Source organism: Streptomyces sp. NPDC060031, from assembly GCF_042736805.1.
In the GTDB taxonomy this organism is placed as follows: Bacteria; Actinomycetota; Actinomycetes; order Streptomycetales; family Streptomycetaceae; genus Streptomyces.
In genome coordinates this window covers 1-20,993 of the sequence record NZ_JBHWVM010000113.1, presented here as the reverse complement: position 1 = coordinate 20,993, position 20,993 = coordinate 1, and the positions used below count along the sequence as shown (strand labels likewise).

Annotated in this window: 19 protein-coding genes and 1 pseudogene; 9 read left to right on the top strand and 11 right to left on the bottom strand. The window is 71.9% G+C overall.

Annotated elements, in window-relative coordinates; all coding sequences use genetic code 11:
* Positions 1–46 precede the first annotated feature (46 nt).
* Positions 47–1,429 (bottom strand): glycine--tRNA ligase, encoded by a 1,383-nt coding sequence (locus ACFWB8_RS32860; protein WP_385235507.1) that lies wholly within the window; start codon positions 1,427–1,429, stop codon positions 47–49.
* Positions 1,430–1,582: 153 nt separating this feature from the next.
* Here ACFWB8_RS32860 and ACFWB8_RS32855 point away from each other — a divergent pair, with 153 nt between their 5' ends.
* Genes ACFWB8_RS32855 through ACFWB8_RS32840 form a run of 4 tightly spaced genes read left to right on the top strand, consistent with a single transcriptional unit; the run spans position 1,583 to position 4,745 of the window.
* A complete protein-coding gene (locus ACFWB8_RS32855; protein WP_385235505.1) occupies positions 1,583–2,578 on the top strand; it encodes a metal ABC transporter substrate-binding protein in 996 nt (331 codons plus the stop codon).
* A gap of 29 nt (positions 2,579–2,607) precedes the next feature.
* On the top strand, positions 2,608–3,399 hold the full coding sequence (locus ACFWB8_RS32850) for a metal ABC transporter ATP-binding protein (protein ID WP_385235502.1): 792 nt from the start codon (positions 2,608–2,610) through the stop codon (positions 3,397–3,399).
* Positions 3,399–4,265: a metal ABC transporter permease gene (locus ACFWB8_RS32845; RefSeq protein ID WP_385235499.1), complete on the top strand. Its 867-nt coding sequence runs from the start codon at positions 3,399–3,401 to the stop codon at positions 4,263–4,265. The genes ACFWB8_RS32850 and ACFWB8_RS32845 overlap by 1 nt, the downstream gene beginning before the upstream one ends.
* 51 nt (positions 4,266–4,316) lie before the next feature.
* Complete coding sequence (locus ACFWB8_RS32840; protein ID WP_323183433.1) at positions 4,317–4,745, top strand: transcriptional repressor; 429 nt, start codon at positions 4,317–4,319, stop codon at positions 4,743–4,745.
* 152 nt (positions 4,746–4,897) lie between these two features.
* Here the strand turns inward: ACFWB8_RS32840 and ACFWB8_RS32835 are convergent, their stop codons facing one another.
* The 5 genes from ACFWB8_RS32835 to leuA all read right to left on the bottom strand — a co-directional run bounded on the left by ACFWB8_RS32835 (position 4,898) and on the right by leuA (position 11,272).
* Positions 4,898–5,719: an isoprenyl transferase gene (locus ACFWB8_RS32835; protein ID WP_319723796.1), complete on the bottom strand. Its 822-nt coding sequence runs from the start codon at positions 5,717–5,719 to the stop codon at positions 4,898–4,900.
* Positions 5,720–5,730: 11 nt separating this feature from the next.
* On the bottom strand, positions 5,731–6,477 hold the full coding sequence (gene recO / locus ACFWB8_RS32830) for a DNA repair protein RecO (protein WP_385235494.1): 747 nt from the start codon (positions 6,475–6,477) through the stop codon (positions 5,731–5,733).
* Between the two features lie 85 nt (positions 6,478–6,562).
* Positions 6,563–8,074, bottom strand: coding sequence for a nucleobase:cation symporter-2 family protein (locus ACFWB8_RS32825; RefSeq protein ID WP_385235491.1), 1,512 nt, complete (start codon positions 8,072–8,074; stop codon positions 6,563–6,565).
* A gap of 518 nt (positions 8,075–8,592) precedes the next feature.
* On the bottom strand, positions 8,593–9,288 hold the full coding sequence (locus ACFWB8_RS32820) for a TerB family tellurite resistance protein (protein WP_385235487.1): 696 nt from the start codon (positions 9,286–9,288) through the stop codon (positions 8,593–8,595).
* A gap of 211 nt (positions 9,289–9,499) precedes the next feature.
* Positions 9,500–11,272, bottom strand: coding sequence for a 2-isopropylmalate synthase (gene leuA / locus ACFWB8_RS32815; RefSeq protein WP_385235484.1), 1,773 nt, complete (start codon positions 11,270–11,272; stop codon positions 9,500–9,502).
* Between the two features lie 364 nt (positions 11,273–11,636).
* Between leuA and ACFWB8_RS32810 the strand changes: the two genes are divergently transcribed.
* The 4 genes from ACFWB8_RS32810 to ACFWB8_RS32795 all read left to right on the top strand — a co-directional run bounded on the left by ACFWB8_RS32810 (position 11,637) and on the right by ACFWB8_RS32795 (position 14,643).
* Positions 11,637–12,698 (top strand): M4 family metallopeptidase, encoded by a 1,062-nt coding sequence (locus ACFWB8_RS32810; RefSeq protein ID WP_385235481.1) that lies wholly within the window; start codon positions 11,637–11,639, stop codon positions 12,696–12,698.
* Positions 12,699–12,708: 10 nt separating this feature from the next.
* Positions 12,709–12,978 (top strand): protealysin inhibitor emfourin, encoded by a 270-nt coding sequence (locus ACFWB8_RS32805; protein ID WP_385235478.1) that lies wholly within the window; start codon positions 12,709–12,711, stop codon positions 12,976–12,978.
* A gap of 78 nt (positions 12,979–13,056) precedes the next feature.
* Positions 13,057–13,893, top strand: a complete 837-nt coding sequence (locus ACFWB8_RS32800) for a GNAT family N-acetyltransferase (RefSeq protein ID WP_385235475.1) — start codon at positions 13,057–13,059, stop codon at positions 13,891–13,893.
* Positions 13,894–13,983: 90 nt separating this feature from the next.
* Entirely contained in the window at positions 13,984–14,643 is a 660-nt protein-coding gene (locus ACFWB8_RS32795) for an SAM-dependent methyltransferase (RefSeq protein WP_385235472.1), read from the top strand.
* Positions 14,644–14,667: 24 nt separating this feature from the next.
* On the opposite strand, the gene era is transcribed toward ACFWB8_RS32795, so the two are convergent.
* The 4 genes and pseudogenes from era to ACFWB8_RS32775 form a co-directional block, all read right to left on the bottom strand.
* Positions 14,668–15,618, bottom strand: a complete 951-nt coding sequence (era, locus tag ACFWB8_RS32790) for a GTPase Era (protein WP_385235512.1) — start codon at positions 15,616–15,618, stop codon at positions 14,668–14,670.
* A 501-nt stretch (positions 15,619–16,119) separates the two neighbouring features.
* Positions 16,120–16,431 (bottom strand): annotated as a pseudogene (locus tag ACFWB8_RS32785) (WxL protein peptidoglycan domain-containing protein); the annotation flags it as partial.
* Positions 16,432–16,655: 224 nt separating this feature from the next.
* The gene (locus ACFWB8_RS32780) at positions 16,656–17,981 is read right to left on the bottom strand and encodes a beta-xylosidase (RefSeq protein ID WP_385235509.1); all 1,326 of its coding nucleotides are present in this window, start codon (positions 17,979–17,981) and stop codon (positions 16,656–16,658) included.
* Between the two features lie 157 nt (positions 17,982–18,138).
* Positions 18,139–19,182, bottom strand: coding sequence for a GlxA family transcriptional regulator (locus ACFWB8_RS32775; protein WP_385235469.1), 1,044 nt, complete (start codon positions 19,180–19,182; stop codon positions 18,139–18,141).
* Between the two features lie 70 nt (positions 19,183–19,252).
* On the opposite strand from ACFWB8_RS32775, the gene ACFWB8_RS32770 reads away from it, so the two are divergent.
* On the top strand, positions 19,253–20,581 hold the full coding sequence (locus ACFWB8_RS32770; protein WP_385235466.1) for an MFS transporter: 1,329 nt from the start codon (positions 19,253–19,255) through the stop codon (positions 20,579–20,581).
* Positions 20,582–20,585: 4 nt separating this feature from the next.
* On the opposite strand, the gene ACFWB8_RS32765 is transcribed toward ACFWB8_RS32770, so the two are convergent.
* Entirely contained in the window at positions 20,586–20,939 is a 354-nt protein-coding gene (locus ACFWB8_RS32765) for a cytidine deaminase (RefSeq protein ID WP_385235463.1), read from the bottom strand.
* Positions 20,940–20,993: the final 54 nt, after the last annotated feature.

Here is a 20,993-nt window from a genome sequence, read left to right as displayed (position 1 = left end):
ACAGGCGCAGTGCGCACCGGGCCACCGGTCTTCGTACGGGGGCGTCCTAGCAGCCGAGCAGACGGCTGCCGAGGTAGCTCTGGATCTGGTCCAGGGAGACGCGCTCCTGCTTCATGGTGTCGCGCTCGCGCACGGTCACCGCGTTGTCGTCCAGGGTGTCGAAGTCGACGGTGACGCAGAACGGCGTACCGATCTCGTCCTGGCGGCGGTAGCGGCGGCCGATGGCGCCCGCGTCGTCGAACTCGATGTTCCAGAACTTGCGCAGGTCGGCGGCGAGGCCCTTGGCCTTCGGCGACAGCTGCGGGTTGCGGGACAGCGGCAGGACGGCGACCTTGACCGGGGCCAGGCGCGGGTCGAGGCGCATCACGGTGCGCTTCTCCATGACGCCCTTGGCGTTCGGGGCCTCGTCCTCGTTGTACGCGTCGAGCATGAAGGCCAGCATGGCGCGGTTGACGCCGGCCGCCGGCTCGATGACGTACGGGGTGTAGCGCTCCTTGGACTCCTGGTCGAAGTACACGAGGTCCTGGCCGGAGGCGGCGGAGTGGGCCTTGAGGTCGAAGTCGGTGCGGTTGGCCACGCCCTCGAGCTCGGAGAACTCATTGCCACCGAAGTTGAAGCGGTACTCGATGTCGGCGGTGCGCTTCGAGTAGTGGGACAGCTTCTCCTTCGGGTGGTCGTACCAGCGGATGTTCTCCTCGCGGATGCCGAGGTCGCGGTACCAGTTCCACCGCTCCTGCATCCAGTACTCCTGCCACTGCTCGTCCTCGCCCGGCTTGACGAAGAACTCCATCTCCATCTGCTCGAACTCGCGGGTGCGGAAGATGAAGTTGCCGGGCGTGATCTCGTTGCGGAAGGACTTGCCCATCTGCGCGATGCCGAAGGGGGGCTTCTTGCGCGAGGCGACCTGCACCTGGGCGAAGTTGGTGAAGATGCCCTGGGCGGTCTCGGGGCGCAGGTACGCCTTGGAGCCGGTGTCCTGGGTCGGGCCGAGGTGGGTCTCCAGCATGCCGGAGAACTGCTTGGGCTCGGTGAACTGGCCCTTCACACCACAGTTGGGGCAGTTGATGTCGGCGAGGCCGTTCGCGGGCACACGGCCGTGCTTGGCCTCGTACGCCTCTTCAAGGTGGTCCGCGCGGTGGCGCTTGTGACAGGAGGTGCACTCGGTCAGCGGGTCCGAGAAGGTCCCGACGTGGCCGGAGGCCACCCAGACCTCGGGGGCCAGGATCACGGACGAGTCGAGGCCGACGATGTCCTCACGCCCGGTGACCATCGCCTTCCACCACTGGCGCTTGATGTTCTCCTTGAGCTCGACACCGAGCGGGCCGTAGTCCCAGGCAGCCCGAGAGCCGCCGTAGATCTCACTGCACGGGAAAACGAAGCCACGGCGCTTGCTCAGGCTGACGATGGTGTCGATCTTGTCGGCGGCCACGGTGCTCTCTTCAGTACGAGGACGAACGGCGAAGCCTTTAGGTTACCGGCGCCCGCACCTCCCCTTTCAAATCGGATCCCTTCCACGGCACCGGCCCGGTCCTCCCATCAGGGTTTTTGACAATCGTTTCCATCTTTGATGAAAATGGATGTCATGAACGTAGGACGCCTCATACCCGCCACCGCCCTCGCCGGAACCGTTGCCCTCGGCGCCGCCGCCCTCACCGCCTGCTCCGGCCCAGCCGACGCCGCCAGTGGCAAGGACGGCAAGCTCGACGTGATGGCGTCGTTCTATCCGATGCAGTTCCTCGCCGAACAGATCGGCAAGGACCACGTGAAGGTCGACACCCTGACCAAGCCGGGCGTCGAACCGCACGACCTGGAGATCACCCCGAAGCAGACCGCGCAGCTCGGCGAAGCCGATGTCGTCCTCTACCTCAAGAACCTGCAGCCCGCCGTGGACAAGGCCGTCGCCCAGTCCGGCGTGAAGAACATCGTGGACGCCGCCACCCTGACCAAGCTCGAGGTCCACTCCGCCGCCGGCCACGAGGGCCACGACCACGCGGCCGAGGGCGAAGGCGCGGACCACAGCCACGACCATGACCACGGCCACGACCACGGCGAGTCTGGCGAGGACCCGCACGTCTGGCTCGACCCCACGAAGTACGCGGAGATCGCCAAGGGAGTCGGCGCGGCCCTGGAGAAGGCCGACCCCGACCACGCGGCGGACTACAAGAAGAACACCGATGACCTCCTCGCCAAGCTGACCGCGCTGGACACCGAGTTCAAGGACGGCCTGAAGAACACGGCGTCCAAGACCTTCATCACCACGCACTCCGCCTTCGGCTACCTCTCCGAGCGCTACGGCCTCGACCAGGAGGGCATCTCCGGCGTCGACCCCGAGTCCGAGCCGAGCCCGGCCCGGATGAAGGAACTCCAGGCCATCGCGAAGAAGGACAATGTCTCCACCGTGTTCTTCGAGACCCTGGCCAGCGACAAGACGGCCAAGACCCTCGCCCGGGACACCGGCCTGAAGACCGACGTCCTCGACCCGCTCGAGGGAATGAGCGACAAGTCCCAGGGCGCTGACTACTTCGAGGTCATGCGGTCCAACCTGAAGAACCTGCAGAAGGCGCTCGGAACCAAGTAATGACAGCAGCAGCAACGGAGGCGCGAGCCATGCAGTCCACGCCCCGACCGGCTGACGACCAGCCCGTCATATCCCTGCGCGGGGCCACGGCCTCGCTCGGCTCGCGCCCCGTGCTGCGCGGGATCGACCTCACCGTCCGCCGCGGTGAGGTCGTCGCGCTGCTCGGTGCCAACGGCTCCGGCAAGTCCACGGCCGTCCGTGCCGTCGTCGGCCAGGTCCCGCTGAGCGACGGCGCCCTGTCCCTCTTCGGCACCGACTTCAAGCGCTTCCGCGACTGGTCGCGCATCGGGTACGTCCCGCAGCGCACCACCGCCGCCAGCGGCGTCCCCGCCACCGTCCGGGAGGTCGTCTCCTCCGGGCGGCTGGCCCGTAGCCGCTTCGGGCTCCTGCGCAAGGCCGACAAAACCGCCGTCGAGGCCGCCCTGGCCCTGGTCGACATGGACGCGTACGCCGACGCCTCGGTCAACGCGCTCTCCGGCGGCCAGCACCAGCGCGTGCTCATAGCCCGGGCACTCGCCGTCGAGCCGGAGCTGCTGATCATGGATGAGCCGATGGCCGGCGTGGACCTCGCCAACCAGGAGGTCCTCGCGAACGCGCTGCGCGAGCAGGTCTCCGCCGGCTCCACCGTCCTGCTCGTCCTGCACGAGCTGGGCGCGCTGGAGCCCCTGATCGACCGCGCCGTCGTCCTGCGCGACGGCTGCGTCGTCCATGACGGACCGCCCCCGGAGGCCGTGGGCCAGCACGCCCTGCCCGGCCACGACCACGTACACCCCCACGCGGCGCACGACGCCGAGCCCCTGCGGACGGGACTGCTGAGCTGATGGACCTCCTGAACTACGCCTTCATGCAGCGGGCGCTGATCGCCGCCGCGCTGGTCGGCCTCACGGCTCCCGCCATCGGCACGTACCTCGTCCAGCGGCGCCAGGCCGTCATGGGCGACGGCATCGGGCACGTGGCCATGACCGGCGTCGCGCTCGGCTTCCTGCTCAACACGAGCCCGGTGTGGATGGCCACCCTGGTCGCCGTCATCGGCGCGGTGGGCATGGAACTGATCCGCTCCCGCGGCAAGACCAGCGGCGACATCGCGCTCGCCATGCTCTTCTACGGCGGCCTGGCCGGCGGCGTCATGATCATCAACCTGGCGCCGGGCGGTTCCACCGCCAATCTGACCAGCTACCTCTTCGGCTCCATCACCACCGTCTCGGCCGAGGACATCACGGCCGTGGTGATCCTCGCCGCGTTCGTCCTCGCCGTCACCCTGGGCCTGCGCCGGCAGCTGTTCGCCGTCTGCCAGGACGAGGAGTTCGCCCGGGTCACCGGCCTGCCGGTGCGCGCCCTGAACCTGCTGATGGCCGTCACCGCGGCGGTCACCGTCACCGTGGCCATGCGCATCGTGGGCCTGCTGCTGGTCAGCGCCATGATGGTGATCCCCGTCGCAGCCGCCCAGCGGGTCACCCGGGGGTTCACCGGGACCCTGACCGTGGCCATGGTCATCGGCGTGCTGGTCTCGCTGTCCGGCACCGTGACGACGTACTACATCGACGCCCCGTCCGGCGGCACCATCGTGCTGCTCGCCATCGCCGTCTTCATCGTGATGACGGCCCTGTCGGCGCCGCTGGCCCGGCGCCGCGCCAGAGCGGCACGTGCGGCCGAAGAGGTCTGCACGCGCGACGACGTGAAGGTCTAGACGGCCTGGCGGGCTGGCACAATGGCGGCAGGCCGATACGAGGAGGAACCGGTGGCGACTGCGCCTGGCGAGATGAATACCGCGCCAGTACGAGGACGATCCACCCGGCAGCGGGCGGCCGTGGCGGCGGCTCTGGACGAGGTGGACGAGTTCCGCAGCGCCCAGGAACTGCACGACATGCTCAAGCACCGCGGCGACTCCGTGGGGCTGACCACCGTGTACCGCACCCTCCAGTCCCTCGCGGACGCCGGCGAGGTGGACGTGCTGCGCACCAGCGACGGCGAGTCGGTGTACCGGCGCTGCTCCACGGGCGAGCACCACCACCACCTGGTCTGCCGCAAGTGCGGCAAGGCGGTCGAGGTGGAGGGCCCGGCGGTGGAGAAGTGGGCCGAGTCCATCGCGGCCGAGCACGGCTACGTGAACGTCGCCCACACGGTGGAGATCTTCGGCACCTGCGCCGACTGCGCGGCCGCCGGCTGACACCCGGCCCGGCCATGAATCCGGGCGGCTGCGGATGCGCGGAGGCGGGCGACCCCGTCACGCTGCGCCTGCCGGAGCGGATCACCACGTGACCCGTACGGCTCCGCCGCCCGGACGGTGACGTCCGCGGCGGCCGAGCCCCACGGCGGCCGTCAGCCCTTGGGGCCTTCCGGCTGGTTCGGGACCGCGCCGCCGAAGCGGCGGTCGCGCTGGGCGTACTCCAGGCACGCCGCCCAGAGGTTGCGGCGGTCGAAGTCCGGCCACAGCACGTCCTGGAAGACCATCTCGGCGTACGCGCTCTGCCAGAGCAGGTAGTTGGAGGTGCGCTGCTCGCCGCTGGGCCGCAGGAACAGGTCCACGTCCGGCATGTCCGGGTAGTACATGTACTTCGCGAAGGTCTTCTCGTTGACCTTCGACGGGTCCAGCCGGCCCGCCGCCACGTCCCGGGCGATCGCCTGCGCCGCGTCCGCGATCTCCGCGCGGCCGCCGTAGTTCACGCAGAAGTAGAGGGTCATCGCGTCGTTGTCGACGGTCTGCTCCTGCGCCACCTGGAGCTCCTGGACGACCGACTTCCACATCTTCGGCATGCGGCCGACCCAGCGGATGCGGATGCCCAGCTCGTTCATCTCGTCGCGGCGGCGCCGGATGACGTCGCGGTTGAAGTTCATCAGGAAGCGCACCTCGTCGGGCGAGCGCTTCCAGTTCTCCGTCGAGAAGGCGTACAGGGAGAGGTTCTTGACGCCCATCTCCAGGCAGCCCTTGAGCACGTCGAGCACGACGCCCTCGCCGACCTTGTGGCCCTCGGTGCGCGGCAGGCCGCGCTCCTTGGCCCAGCGTCCGTTGCCGTCCATGACGACCGCGACGTGGTTCGGGACGAGCTCGCCGGGGATCTTCGGCGGGCGCTCACCGGACGGGTGCGGCTCGGGAACCTTGTACTCCCGGCGAGAGCGTCCCAGAATCCCGCGTCGTGCCATGTGCCCAGCTCCTATTTCTCGACGTAACGCAGGGAGCGTAGCCCGCGTTCCAGATGCCAGTGCAAATAGGCGGAGACCAGCCCGCTGCCCTCGCGCACGTGACGCGCCTCGCAGGCGTCGGCGTGGCCCCAGTCGCCCGTCAGCAGCGCGCTCAGCAGGGCGATGGCCTCCGACGAGGGTACGACGGAGCCGGGCACCCGGCAGTCGCCGCATATCACCCCGCCCGCGGCGACGGAGAAGTGCCGGTTGGGGCCGTGGATCCCGCACTTCGCGCAGTCCTCGAAGCTGGGCGCGTAGCCGTTGACGGCGAGGGAGCGCAGCAGGAAGGCGTCGAGGATGAGGTGCGGCTCGTGTTCGCCGCGCGAGAGCGTGCGCAGGGCGCCGACGAGCAGCAGGTACTGCTGTACGGCGGGCTCGCCCTCGTTCTCCGCGAAGCGCTCGGCGGTCTCCAGCATGGCGGTGCCGGCGGTGTAGCGGGCGTAGTCGGTGACGATGCCGTTGCCGTACGGGGCGATGATCTCGGTCTGGGTGCAGAGCGGGAGGCTGCGGCCGATCAGCTCGCTGCCCCGGGCGAAGAACTGCACGTCGGCGTGGGAGAAAGGTTCCAGCCGGGCGCCGAATTTGGACTTGGTGCGCCGGACCCCGCGGGCGACGGCCCGCACCCGGCCGTGGCCCCGGGTCAGCAGCGTGATGATGCGGTCCGCCTCACCCAGCTTCTGGGTGCGCAGCACGATGCCGTCGTCGCGGAACAGACTCATGCGCCCATTGTCGCCTGTGCGGGCACGGTGACGGCCCTCCGTCCGGACACGCGTCCGGACGGAGGGCCGTCACCCCTTGGGAGGCTCAGGTCGCGGGTGTCGACGCGTCGTCCGCCTCGGCCTTCTCGCCGCCGGCCGTGGCCGCGACCGCGACGCCGACGGCGGCCTCGGCGACCGTCTCGGCTTCGGCCGGGGCGGCCGCCTGGGCGGGCAGCTCGACCCTGGGGACGCTGTGCGCGTCGTCCTTGCCGAGGCCGTTGAAGATCAGGTTCAGGACGATCGCGGCCGTGGCACCGAGCGTCACACCACTGTTGAGGAGCGAGGAGAGGTCCGCGTCCATGTGGTCCTTGAAGAGCACCGGGACCGTGGCGGGCAGCAGCGCGAAGGCCAGGGAGACGCCCACGACGAGCGCGTTCTTCTCCTCCTTGAGGTCGACCTTGGCCAGGGTCTGGATGCCCGCCAGGGCCACCATGGCGAACATCACCGTCGCCGCGCCGCCGAGCACTCCGTGCGGGACGGCGGCGACGATCGCGGCGGCCTTCGGGATCAGACCGAGGACGATCATGAAGACACCGGCCGCGACCACGACGAACCGGCTCTTGACCTTGGTCATGCGGACCAGGCCGACGTTCTCGGCGAAGGCCACGTACGGGAAGGAGTTGAGGACGCCGCCGAGGGCGGTCGCGGCTCCGTCGGCGCGCAGGGCGCGGGCCACGGTCTCGCTGTCGATCTCCTTGCCGACGATGTCGCCGACGGCGTACGTGTCACCGGTGGTCTCGACCATGGTGATCAGCATGACGATGAGCATCAGCAGGATCGGGAACCACGCGAACTTCGGGGCGCCGTAGTGGAACGGGGTCGTGATGCCGATCCAGTCCGAGTGGCTCACGTCGCCGAACTTGGCGTCGCCGAGCAGGAAGGCGACGACGGTGCCGCCGACCAGGCCGAGCAGGATGGAGATGCTGGAGAGGAACGGCTTGCCGAGCTTCATCAGGACGAGGATGAAGAGCATCGTGCCGCCGGCGTAGGCGAAGTGCTGGGGGTCGCCGAAGTCGGGGCTGCCGACGCCGCCCGCGGCGTCGCCCAGGCCGACGGGGATCAGCACGATGCCGAGGACGGTGATGACCGTGCCGGTGACGACCGGCGGGAAGAGCCTCATGACCGTACGGAAGGCCTTGGGGGGCAGCCAGGCGAAGGCGAAGGTGGCGATGCCGGCCGTGATGACCGCGCCGTAGATGACGAGCAGGCCCGCCGTCCCGCCGCCCGCGCCGAGGCCGATGGCGATCATCGGGGACACCGCGGTGAAGGTGACGCCCTGGATCAGGGGCAGGCGCGCGCCGACCCGGCCGATGCCCCACGCCTGGATGATCGAGGCGATGCCGCAGGTGAACAGGTCGGCGTTGATCAGGTAGACCAGCTGCTCGGTGGTGAGCCCGAGGGCGCCTCCCACGATGATCGGGACGATCACCGCGCCGGCGTAGAAGGCGAGTACGTGCTGGAAGCCGTACAGCGCGAGCTTGGGGAGGGGGAGCACCTCGTCGACCGGGTGCGTGCTCTGCTCTCCGCTGACGGAAAGCCGGGCGGCGACACGTGCCATCTCTGCCTTGCCCTTCAATGAGGTAGGTAACGAGAAGAGATCTGGTCATCCCTGCTCGGAGTGGGTCGCTAACCCGTTGGTCCGCCAGGGTTGTCAGTGAATTCACGTGAATCGAAGCCCCGCTGTGTTACCGGCGGCGTCTCGTCGTGTGACCGGAATTGAACGCCTGTGGGGGTCCTCACAGATATCGTCGACTTCTACAAAGTGTTGACGTTTGGCGATCCCATGTCTGGAGGTTTTTCCAGTGGCGGGGGTCCTGGCCATGGAGTACGCACGAGGGCACGCCAAGCGCCCGCCCCGCTGCGCGAACGCGAAGCAGGGGCGGACTGACGTGCGGATAAGGGGCTTGCGGACGTTCGGCCGCGCAAACCCGAACGCAGCGCTCCGGGCGTCCGAGGCGTGGACCCCCCGGGCCCGCAGCGCTCGGCTCCGAGGACCCCGCGGCCCGCGAGGGGCTCGAAACCGGGGCTGCGAGGCCGGATCGTTACGTCCGGCCGAGCGGTTTCGGCCCCGTACGGCTACGGCGCCCGGACCGCGGAGAGCAGCCGCGCGACCTCGTCCGAGTCGATCCGCAGCGCCGCGCCCACCGTGGCCAGCACCTCGCGCTCGGCCGGGATGTACGGCCCGTCCGCGAGCGCGATGCGAGCGCCCTGCAGCAGCATCGACTCGCGCCCCGCGGCAGCCAGGTGCGGGGCCAGCGGCTCCAGCGCCTCGTGGAGCTCTATCGACAGCGCGGCCCCGCAGCACTCGGGGCCGTCGTACAGCCCGAGCCGGCCCTCGTCGGTGGCCAGCGCCTCCACGAGGGACTCCAGCTGCTCCTCGGTGCAGTCCTGGAACCCGGCGGCCCGTACGGCCCCCACGGCGGCCTCCAGCGCGCTGCGCGAGGCGGTCCCGCCGGCGGCCAGCACGGCCAGGGCCACGGTGTGCACGGCGTCGCGCAGCAGCGCGGAGAAGCGGGTGGTGGTGAGGTGGTCCAGCGCGTCGGTGCCGAAGCGCTGCCGGCAGCCCTGGCACTCCACCACGGGCCCGGCGTACCCGCGCGGCAGCAGCGGGACCCCGAGGACGGTGAACCGGCGGCGCCCGGTGCGCCGGCGGTAGTTCCGGTCGCCACCGCAGTCGGGGCAGAAGAACTCCCCGTCCCCCACGGTGCTCCAGGTGGTACGGATGCCCCAGACCGTCAGCTTCCGGCCGTCCCCACCCCGAACTGGCAGCACGTCGCACCTCCGTAACCCTCCGGCAACATCGCCGGGTTGGCGTGATGTTAGCCACATCGGTGAGGATGCGTCAGGCGTGTGACGAGACAACATCCGCCGGCACCCGTACTTGGCCGATCTGCGCCCCCGTCCGGAGGGGCTCCAAACCCGCCCTGACACGGCGCGACCCCGCCCCTCCGGAGGGAGGGACGGGGTTGACGGAAGCGGCGGATCAGCGGCCCGCGCGGTTGACGGCGGAGATGACCGCCTTCAGGGAGGCGCGGGTGGTGTTGGCGTCGATGCCGATGCCCCACAGGACGCGGCCGTCGATCGCGCACTCGATGTAGGAGGCGGCCACGGCGGAGGCGCCCTCGCTCATCGTGTGCTCGGTGTAGTCCAGCAGGCGGGCGTCGATGCCGATGCCGGCCAGCGCGTCGAAGAAGGCCGAGATCGGGCCGTTGCCGGTGCCGTTCAGCACAGTCTCCACGCCGTCCACGACCGCCTCGACGGTCAGCGTGTCCGTGCCGTCCTTGTCGGTGGTGGTCTGGCCGGAGCGCAGCTGGATGCGCCCCCATCGTGCCCCAGCGTTTTCGGGGTTGGGCAGGTACTCGTCCGAGAAGACGTCCCAGATCGCCTTCGGCGTGACCTCGCCGCCCTCGGCGTCGGTCTTGGCCTGGATGATCCGGGAGAACTCGATCTGCATGCGGCGCGGCAGGTCCAGCTTGTGGTCGTTCTTCAGGACGTACGCGATGCCGCCCTTGCCGGACTGCGAGTTGACCCGGATGACGGCCTCGTAGGAGCGGCCGACGTCCTTCGGGTCGATGGGCAGGTAGGGGACCGCCCACTCGATGTCGTCCACGGTCTTGCCCTGGGCGGCCGCGTCGGCCTCCATGGCGTCGAAGCCCTTCTTGATGGCGTCCTGGTGGGAGCCGGAGAAGGCGGTGTAGACCAGGTCGCCCGCGTAGGGGTGGCGCGGGTGGACCTCCATCTGGTTGCAGTACTCGCTGGTGCGACGGATCTCGTCGATCTGCGAGAAGTCGATCTGCGGGTCGATGCCCTGGGAGAACAGGTTCATGCCCAGCGTGATCAGGTCGACGTTGCCGGTGCGCTCGCCCTGCCCGAACAGGCAGCCCTCGATGCGGTCGGCGCCGGCCATCAGGGCCAGTTCGGCGGCGGCCACGGCGGTGCCGCGGTCGTTGTGCGGGTGTACGGAGATGCAGACGTGCGCGCGGCGGGTCAGGTTGCGGGCCATCCACTCGAAGCGGTCCGCGTGCGTGGACGGCGTGGAGCGCTCCACGGTGGCGGGCAGGTTCAGGATGATCTCGCGGCCCTCGGCCGGCTGCCAGACGTCACAGACGGCCTCGCAGACCTCCAGGGCGAAGTCCAGCTCGGTGTCGGTGAAGATCTCCGGGCTGTACTGGTAGCCGAAGGTGGTCTCGGGGCCCAGCAGCTTCTCGGCGTACTCCATGACCAGGCGGGTGCCGTCGACGGCGATCTGCTTGATCTGCTCCTTGGAGCCGCGGAAGACGACCCGGCGGAAGGTCGGGGCGGTCGCGTTGTACAGGTGCACGGTGGCGCGCTTGGCGCCGACCAGCGACTCCACGGTCCGCTCGATCAGGTCCTCGCGGGCCTGGGTCAGTACGGAGATGGTGACGTCGTCCGGGATCGCGCCCTCTTCGATGATGGAGCGCACGAAGGCGAAGTCGGTGTCGCCGGAGGACGGGAAGCCGACCTCGATCTCCTTGTAGCCCATGCGCACCAGCAGGTCGAACATCTCGCGCTTGCGGGCGGGGGTCATCGGGTCGATCAGCGACTGGTTGCCGTCGCGCAGGTCGGTCGACAGCCAGCGCGGAGCCTTGGTGACGCGGGCGTCCGGCCAGGTGCGGTCCGGGATGTCCACCTGCTCGTACCGGCCGTACTTGTGGATCGGCATCCCGGAGGGCTTCTGGGAGTGGGTCGCGTTGGTGATGGGCGTGGGGCGACCGACAAAAGGCTGCTGGCTCATGGCGTTGGGCTCCTCGCGTGTCCGCGTGTAGTTCGCTGGGACGGCCGACGGCGGTCGTAAAAACCGCAACACCAAACTCCGCGGGGAGGGGGCCGGCCTACGACTACAGACCCTCGCCGCGGCAGCTAAGGAGAAGCAGCCCGAAACGCATGATGGGCCGAGCCTAACCGAGCCGCGCCGTATCGCGAGGACCTGTTCCAGTATGCAAGACCCAGGGGTCCGATTTACACCCTTTTGTGAGCTACGCCTCTTTTGGCGCCCAGAGGTCAGGTCGATCCGTCAATGCGACGGCCAGTTTCAGACGTGGGAATGAATCATGGTCGCCGATAGTGACACCGGCGTCACGTGCTGCCACATTGCCGGGATGGATGCCTCCCACGTTTCCCGCCGCCGGCCCGTCTTCTGCGGTGTCGTGCCGCCGCACATCCTCGACCGGATCGCCCGGTCCGAGCTCCCCGAGCGGGCCGCCGCCGCGCGGAACACGCTCGAACTGGACGCCTCCCACCGCGTCCGGCGGCAGCTGGCCGCCCTCGTTCCCGCCCCGGGCGCCACGCCGCCCGAGACGCCGGAGCGGACGATCTACGATGCCCAGCACCGCACCCGGCTGCCCGGCAAGAAGGTGCGCGGCGAGGGCGGGGACGCGAGCAAGGACGTCAGCGTCAACCGTGCCTACGCCGGGCTCGGCGCGACCTTCGAGCTGTACCTCAAGGCCTTCGGTCGCCACTCGATCGACGACGCCGGCCTGCCCCTCGACGCCACCGTCCACTACGACCGGCTGTACAACAACGCCTTCTGGGACGGCAGCCAGATGGTGTTCGGCGACGGCGACGGCGACCTCTTCCTCGACTTCACCGTCTCGGTGGACGTCATCGGGCACGAGCTGACGCACGGGGTCACCCAGTACTCGGCGAACCTGGAGTACCACGGCCAGTCCGGCGCGCTCAACGAATCCATGTCCGACGTCTTCGGCTCCCTCATCAAGCAGTACTCGCTCGACCAGGGCGCCGCCGAGGCGGACTGGCTGATCGGCGCCGGGCTGCTGGGACCGGGCGTCGACCGCGGCCAGGCCCTGCGGTCCATGAAGGCGCCCGGGACGGCGTACGAGGACGACGTGCTCGGCAAGGACCCGCAGCCGGCGACGATGGACGGCTACGTCCGCACCACGCGCGACAACGGCGGGGTGCACATCAATTCCGGCATCCCCAACCACGCCTTCTACCTCGTGGCGAGCGAGCTGGGCGGCAAGGCCTGGGAGCGGGCCGGGCAGGTCTGGTACGACACCCTGACGGGCGGGCGGCTGGCCCCCACGGCGCAGTTCGCGGACTTCGCCCGGCTGACGGTCGAGGCGGCCGTGGCGCGGTACGGGGAAGGCGGCGCCGAGCACCAGGCCCTGCAGAAGGCGTGGTCGACGGTCGGCCTGGGGTAGAAGGCCGGGCATGCGGATTTCGGTGGTGCGGACGGGCGGTTTCGCGGGGATCGAGCGCCGGGCCGAGGTGGACGCCTCGGGCCTGCCCGACGAGGACGAGTGGCGGGCCCTGGCCCGGCAGGCCCTGCGGCCCGCCCCTCCGGGCCCCCCGGCGGACCGGGTGCGGGACGGGTTCTCGTACCGGATCACGGTGGACGGGCGGACGGTGCTCTGCCAGGACCCGAACCTCACGGAGGCCCAGCGGACTCTGATATCGCGGGTGCTGAAGGAGGGCGCGTAGGCGCGCGGACGCCGCGCGGCCGGGGACCCTCCGTTAATGGAGGTGCCCCGGACGCTCCGTCTTGCTTGGATGGCTCGAATGACCGAGAAGACACTGCTGTCCACGCTGGAGCGCTACTACGACACGGCCCCGCGGGCGGGCGGCGCACGGGCCGAGGACATCGGACCGCTGACCCTGTTCGTCCAGGAGGGTGCGGGCTGGCCCTACTACGCGCGGCCCCTGCTGGACTCCCGGGCCCGCGCCGACGCCCCGGACGTTTCGGTGGCCGACGTGGAGCGGGTGCTGGCCCGTCAACGGGAGCTGAAGGTCCCCGAGTCCTTCGAGTGGGTGGCCGAAACCACTCCCTCCCTGCGGGCCGCGGTGGAAGCGGCCGGGCTGCACGTCCACGCGCACCCGCTGATGGTGCTGGACCCCGCCGCGGCTTCCGCGGGACTCCCTGCCGCGCATCCGGACGTACGGGTGCTCGGCGCGGACGACGCCCTGCTGGGCGCGGCGGTGACGGTCCCGATGCTGGCCTTCGCGGCGCCGGGCACGGCGGTGGGCGAGGCCGGTCCGGCGGAGCTGGCCGTGGCGGCGCAGGACCCCTCGGTGGAGCCGCGCCGGGCCATGGTCTCCGGGATGATCGCGTCGGGCCGGACCGTCCTGGCGGCGGCCGCGCAGGGCGGCGTGGTGCTGTGCTCGGGCCAGTACAACCCGGTCGACGAGGTCGCCGAGGTCGTCGGTGTCGGAACGCTCCCCGCGGCGCGCCGGCGCGGCCTGGCCCTCGCGGTCACGGCGGCGCTCGTCTCGGACGCCCTCGCGCACGGGGCCCGGACCGTGTTCCTCTCGGCGGGCGACGAGGACGTGGCCCGGATCTACGGCCGCCTCGGCTTCCGGCGCGCCGGTACGGCCCTGATCGCGGAGCCGCCGCTGTAGCGGTTTGCCGGAACGGCAACGTGGTTTGCCCGGGGGGCCGGGCGGGCGGAGCATCGGAGGCATCAGCCCCGTAGAGGAAGAAGGCTCCCCATGCACCAGCACGAACACGCCCATGCCCCCGCCGCGGAGCCCGCCGGCGGCGAGGAGTTCTGGGACGGCCGCTACAGCGAGAGCACCCGCATCTGGAGCGGCAACGCCAACGCGCTCCTGGTCCGGGAGGCCGAGGACCTGGTACCCGGCCGGGCCCTGGACCTGGGTTGCGGCGAGGGGGCCGACACCGTCTGGCTGGCCCGCCGGGGCTGGCACGTCACCGGGGCCGACATCTCGAAGGTCGCCCTCGGGCGGGCGGCGGAGCACGCGGCGGAGGCGGGGGTCGCCGGCCGCGTCGACTGGCAGCGGCACGACTTCGCCGAGTCCTTCCCCGTGGGGGAGTTCGACCTCGTCTCGGCGTGCTTCCTGCACAGCTACGGGGACTTCCCGCGCGCCCGGATCCTGCGGTCGGCCGCCGCCGCCGTGGCCCCCGGCGGGGTCCTGCTGGTGGTCGGCCACGCGGGCGGGCCGTCCTGGGACCCGGACGCCCACTCGGAGATCGACTTCCCGACCCCGGAGCAGGTCCTCGCGCAGCTGGAACTGCCGGAGGGCGCCTGGACGGTGCTGGTCGCGGAGGAGCACGTACAGGCCCTGACCGACCCTGAAGGCCGGCCCGGGACCCATACGAACAACGTGCTGAAGCTGCGGCGGGCGGCCTGAAGGGGGCCGTCCCGCCCGCTAGGGCTAGAAGCCGAGCTTGCGCAGCTGCTTGGGGTCGCGCTGCCAGTCCTTGGCGACCTTCACGTGCAGGTCGAGGAAGACCGGCGTCCCCAGCAGCGCCTCGATGTGCTTGCGCGACTTCATGCCGACCTCCTTCAGGCGGGAGCCCTTCGGGCCGATGATGATGCCCTTCTGGCTCGGCCGCTCGATGTAGACGTTGGCGTGGATGTCGAGCAGCGGGCGGTCCGCCGGGCGGTTCTCCCGGGGGATCATCTCCTCCACCACGACCGCGATGGAGTGCGGGAGCTCGTCCCGTACCCCTTCGAGGGCGGCCTCGCGGATCAGTTCCGCGACCATCACCATCTCGGGCTCGTCGGTGAGGTCGCCCTCCGGGTACAGCGGCGGGCTCTCCGGCAGCAGCGGCGCGATCAGGTCGGCCAGCAGCTGGACCTGGCTGTCGCCGACGGCCGAGACCGGGACGATCTCGGCCCACTCGAAGCCCAGCTCCACGCCGAGCTGGTGGATCGCGAGGAGCTGCTCGGCGAGCTGCTTGGAGTCGACCAGGTCGGTCTTCGTCACGATGGCGATCTTGGGGGTCTTCTTGATCCCCGCGAGCTCCTTCGCGATGAACTTGTCGCCCGGGCCGAGCTTCTGGTCGGCCGGCAGGCAGAAGCCGATGACGTCGACCTCGGCCCAGGTGGTGCGCACGACGTCGTTCAGCCGCTCGCCGAGGAGCGTGCGCGGCTTGTGCAGGCCGGGCGTGTCGACCAGGACGAGCTGGGCGTCGGGGCGGTGCACGATGCCGCGGACGGTGTGGCGGGTGGTCTGCGGCCGGTTGGAGGTGATCGCGACCTTGGTGCCCACGAGTGCGTTGGTCAGGGTCGACTTCCCCGCGTTGGGGCGGCCGACGAAACAGGCGAAGCCCGCACGGTGCGGGCTGGTGGACTCGGGGGAACGATCGCTCATACGGGCCATTCTCCCCGATGCGGCTCCCAGCGCCGACCAGGCCACCGCCGCGAGGGCGAGCGCGCCCGCGAGCCAGGCCGTCAGGGAGGGGTGTGCGGCGTAGTCGGCGCTCGCCCGGGCGCTGGTCCCCGAGGCCCCCGCCACCACCGTGACCTGGGCCCATTCCACCGCTGGCGGGTCCGCCCAGCCGGTGGTGAGCCGCACCTGGCGGCCCGGCAGCAGTTCGGACGGAAGACCGGTGATCGTGCGGTCGAGGAGTCGGCGGCCGAGGGTTGCGGAGGCGGTGAGGGTGGCGCGGGGGCGCAGGGTGACGTTGCCGAGGTTGTGCAGGGTGTACGAGACCTCCGCGCCGGTCCCGTGCGGCGTGACCCGGAGGTCCTCGACGGCGAGGGCGGGGGCGGTGGGGCCTGTCACGCGGAGGTACAGCCGGGCGGCGACGGCCTGCTGCACGCCGATCCCCCGCGCGCTGGCCGCGGCGGGCTGGTCCTCCAGGGCGACGATGGCGCCGGGGTGGTCCCCCGGCTCGGCCCGGTCGGGGACGGTGAGCGTGAAGCCGACGCTGACCGCCGCGCCGGCGGGCACGGTCACCCGCTCCCGGTCGAGCCGGGCCCAGGCGGCGGTGGCGCGGCGGGGCTCGTCGGGGCCGCGCAGGGCGAAGCCGCCGTCGCGGGCGGTGTTGTAGGCGTCGGCCGCGTAGAGGCGGAAGGTGCGGGGGCGGTCGGTGCGGTTGGTGACGGTGACGGAGTCGCTGACGGCTGCGCCGGGGGCGGCGGAGAGGTAGAAGTACGGCCGCTGGCCGACGGTGTTGGCGGCGGGGAGCACGGACCACTGGCCGTTGTCCGCGGCGGCGGCCGGCCCGGCCGCGCCGAACAGCCCGACCCCGACCAGCACGGCGGCGACGGCGGTCACGGCCCGTGCGGCCCACTTCCCCGGGCTCCGCCGCGGACCCCGCGCCTCGAAGCCCGGCGAGGCCGCGAAGCAGCCCGTGCGGCGTTCGAGGGCACGGGCGCGCGGCGGTGCAGGGGCGGCGGGTCGGCGCGGCGGCGTCACGACAGGGTCAGGGTCAGCACCGCGGTGTAGGCGCCCGGCGCGGTGTACGGCGGGATCCGGAGCGCGACCGTCGCGTCCACCGTGAACGTCCCGCCGACGAGCGCGGCGTCCGCGGTCGACGCCAGCACCGCACCCTCCGGCCCGACCACACCCGCACTGCCCGGCGTACACGCGCTCGGGCTGCCCGCGGCGGCCGTGCAGGACGGGGTCCAGCTCAGGGACGCCCCCGGGATGCGGACCCCGCCCGGACCCGTGAAGTCCGTGACCTTGCCGATCAGCGACCACCCGGCCGGGCCCCCGCGGGCGTCCTTGACGGTCACGGTCCCGATCCGCCCGGGGGCCGCGCCGCCGTCGCCGTACGGGACCGCGCCCAGCGTCACGCTCTCGCCGGCCTGGGTCATGCCCAGCGCGCCCGGCTCCACCACCGCCGTCACCTTCAGCGCGCCCGGCTCCACCACCGCCGTCACCTTCTGCGTGCCCGGCGGCATCGGGGCGGCGTCGATGACGGTGTACGCGGCGGGCCCCGAGCCCTGCCCCGCCGACCAGGCCGCGCCCTCGTACGCCACCACGCCCGTGGTCGCCCTGTCGGTGACCGGCAGCTCCGCCAGGACCACCCCCAGCTCGTCGGCGGTGGCCGTGACCCGGTCGGCGGTCTCGGCCGCGCCCGCCCGCCCGGCCACGCTCACGGCGGCGCCGGGGGCGAAGCCGGCGCCGGTGACCTTGACCTTGGCGCCCGGTTTCCCGGAGGCCGCGCCGAGCGAGACGCCCCGCAGGTTGGCCATGGGCAGCGGGGCGGCGGTGAGCCGTTCGGCGACGGGGGCCGCGGTGTCGCTCGCGGCCTCGCAGGTGGTGTCCAGGTCGAGGAGGTGGCTGGTGTGCAGGGTGTAGCCGCCGGGGGCGAGGGTGATCCCGCCCGGCGCGGTGACGGTGAAGGTCCCGGTCATGGTGACGCCGGGCAGGGCCGCGCCCGCCCCGACGGGCTCGTTGCGCTTCGCCCCGACGACCGTGACCCGGCCGTTCTGTGCTCCCCCGAGCACGATCACCCCGGTCGGGGTCAGCACGTCGGCGGGCAGCTCACCGCCGACGGGGTTCACGGCGGGGGTCCTGGCCACCTGGTAGGTCACGGTGACGGTGTCGCCGACGCGCGGCTGCGGGTCGTCGACCGTGATCCGGGCCGTGGTGGGCCCGTCGGCGGGCGGCAGCCCGGCTTCCTGCGGAGGCAGGCAATGGCTCGGGAACTCCACCTGCCCCGGCGGCGTTTCCCCCTCGGCGGCGGCCGGCGCGCTCAGCGCGCCCGCGGCCCCTGCCGCGAGTGCGGCCATGCCGACGGCCGCCGACCATCTCCACTGCCGCGTCCCTGCTCGCACTGCCCGCCCCCTGGGTTCCGCGCCCCGCCAGGGGGACATTCACGAGCGGGCGGCGGGATAAGTCAATGCACGGATCTGGCAGCAACTGATGTCCCATCAGGAGATGGGATGGTCAGGGGGCCCCGGGCCCCGGGCCGCGCGTCGGGCCCGCGCCCGCGCGGAAGGTGCGCCGGTAGGCCGTCGGGCTCACCCCCAGCGCCGCCTGCACGTGCTTGCGCAGCGACTGCGCCGTCCCGAAGCCCGTCTCCCGCGCCACCTGTTCCATCGGCAGGTCCGTCTGCTCCAGCAGCCGCCGGGCCCGCTCCACCCGCTGCCCGACGATCCACTCGCCGGGGCTGACCCCCGACTCCTCCCGGAACCGGCGCGTGAAGGTCCGTACCGACATGGCCTCCTGCCGGGCCAGGTCGGTGAGCCGCAGCGGCTCGTGGAGCCGGTCCAGCACCCACGCCCGGGCCGCCGTCGTACTGGCCAGCTGCGGCTGCGGCACCGGGCGGTCGATGAACTGCGCCTGCCCGCCGTCCCGGTGGGGCGGCACGACGGTGCGCCGGGCCACATCGTTCGCGACGGCCGCGCCGTGGTCGCGGCGCACGATGTGCAGGCACAGGTCGATGCCGGCGGCGACACCGGCGGAGGTCAGCACGTCCCCGTCGTCGGTGTAGAGCACGCCCGCGTCCACCCGTACCGCGGGGAAGGTCCGCTGGAAGTGCTCGGCGGAGGCCCAGTGGGTCGTGGCCCGGCGGCCGTCCAGGTACCCCGCGGCGGCCAGCACGTACCCGCCCGTGCAGATGGAGACGAGCCGGGTGCCGGGCCGGATGTGCGCGAGGGCGGCGGCGAGTTCGCCACTGAGCCGCCCGTGCTCGTACGCCGGACCCAGCTCGTAGGAGGCGGGCACCACCACCGTGTCGGCCGTGGCGAGCAGCTCGGGCCCGTGCTCGACGTGGACGGCGAAGTCGGCGTCGGTGCGCACCGGCCCCGGGGCGAGCCCGCAGGTGAGGATCTCGTACAGCGGGCTGCCGGCCGGATCCTTGGCGCGCCCGAAGATCCGGTGCGGGATGCCCAGTTCGAAGGGCAGCAGCCCGGCGAGGGCGAGGACGACGACCCGGTGCGCGCGGGGTGCCGCGCGGGGTGCCGGGATGGGCGAGGGCTCGGGCTCCATGGCCCGATCGTACCGAAGCATGTCGGTCAGGCCACTGTCGTACGGGGCCCCCGCGCCGGAAGCTGACTGCGTGACGCAGACAGCCCCCACCCCCGCCTCCGCCCCGGCCTCCCCCTCCCCCTCCCCCACCCCCGCCTCCGCCACCGGCCCCCGGCGGCCCGGGCGCATCCACCGCGCCTGGTTCGCGGCGGCCGTGGCCTTCGTGACGATCATCGGCGCCGCCGCCTTCGCCTCCCTGCCCGGACTGCTGATCGAGCCGCTGCACGACGAGTTCGACTGGTCGCGCGGCACGATCGGCTTCGCCGTCTCCGTGAACCTCGCGCTGTACGGGCTCACCGCGCCCTTCGCGGCCGCGCTGATGGACCGCTTCGGCATCCGCCGGGTCGTCGCGTTCGCCCTGACCGTCATATCCGCCGGCTCGGTGGCCACGGTGTGGATGACCGCGTCCTGGCAACTGGTGCTGTACTGGGGCGTCCTGGTCGGCCTGGGCAGTGGTTCGATGGCGCTGGCCTTCACGGCGACGGTGACCAACCGCTGGTTCACCGCCCGGCGCGGCCTGGTCACCGGCATCCTCACCGCGGCCGGCGCGTCCGGTCAGCTGATCTTCCTGCCGCTGCTGTCCTGGCTGGCGGAACACCACGGCTGGCGCCCGGCGGCCGTCACCGTCTCGCTGGCGGCCCTGGCCGTCATCCCCTTCGTGTGGCTGCTGCTGCGCGACCACCCTGCCGACGTGGGCCTCGCCCCGTACGGCGGGACGTACGCGCCCAAGCCGGCGCCGGTCCCGGGGGCGGCGCGGCGCGCGGTGGCGGTGCTGCTCAAGGCGGCCCGGACCGGCCCGTTCTGGCTGCTGGCGGGCACCTTCGCGATCTGCGGGGCCTCGACGAACGGCCTGGTCAAGACCCACTTCGTGCCCGCGGCCCACGACCACGGCATGCCGGTGACGGCGGCGGCCGGACTGCTGGCGGTGATCGGCGTCTTCGACGTGGTCGGCACCATCGCCTCGGGCTGGTTCACGGACCGCTTCGAGGCGCGCCGGCTGCTCGCCGTCTACTACGCCCTGCGCGGGATCTCGCTGCTGTTCCTGCCGATGCTGATGGCCCCGTCGGTGCACCCGCCGATGCTGCTCTTCATCGTCTTCTACGGCCTGGACTGGGTCGCGACCGTGCCGCCGACCATCGCGCTGTGCCGCGAGCACTACGGGGAGGACAGCGCGATCGTCTTCGGCTGGGTCCTGGCCTCCCACCAGGTGGGCGCGGCACTGGTGGCCTTCCTCGGGGGCCTGGCGCGCGATGTGTTCGGCACGTACGACATGGTCTGGTACGCGTCGGGGGCGCTGTGCGCGATGGCCGCGCTGATGGCGATGGTGATCCGCCGCCGCCCGGTCCCTGCCGCCGTCTGAGGGGTCAGCCCGCCGGGGTGGTGGACTTCAGGGTGCCGTCCGGGGCCGCGAGCAGGACCGGGGTGGCCGGGCCGCCGAGGTCCCGGACCGCCGCGCGGTCGGCGTCCGAGGGGGCGTCGGACGCGCTGACGACGGCGGCGGCCTCCAGGGACCGGGCGCCGCTGGCCACGGCCATCGCGACGGCCGTCTGCAGGGCGCTCAGCTTCAGGGATTCCAGCTCGACGGTCCCGGCGACGTAGGTGCGGCCCGTCTCGTCCCGCACCGCCGCCCCTTCGGGCACGCCGTTGCGGGCCCGGGCGCTGCGCGCCAGCGTGATGATCTTGCTGTCTTCGGGGTCGATCCCCGTGCTGTCGGTCATGCCCCGAAGCATATGGAGCGCGTCGGCGGGGCCTACAACGGCCCCGCCTGTCTC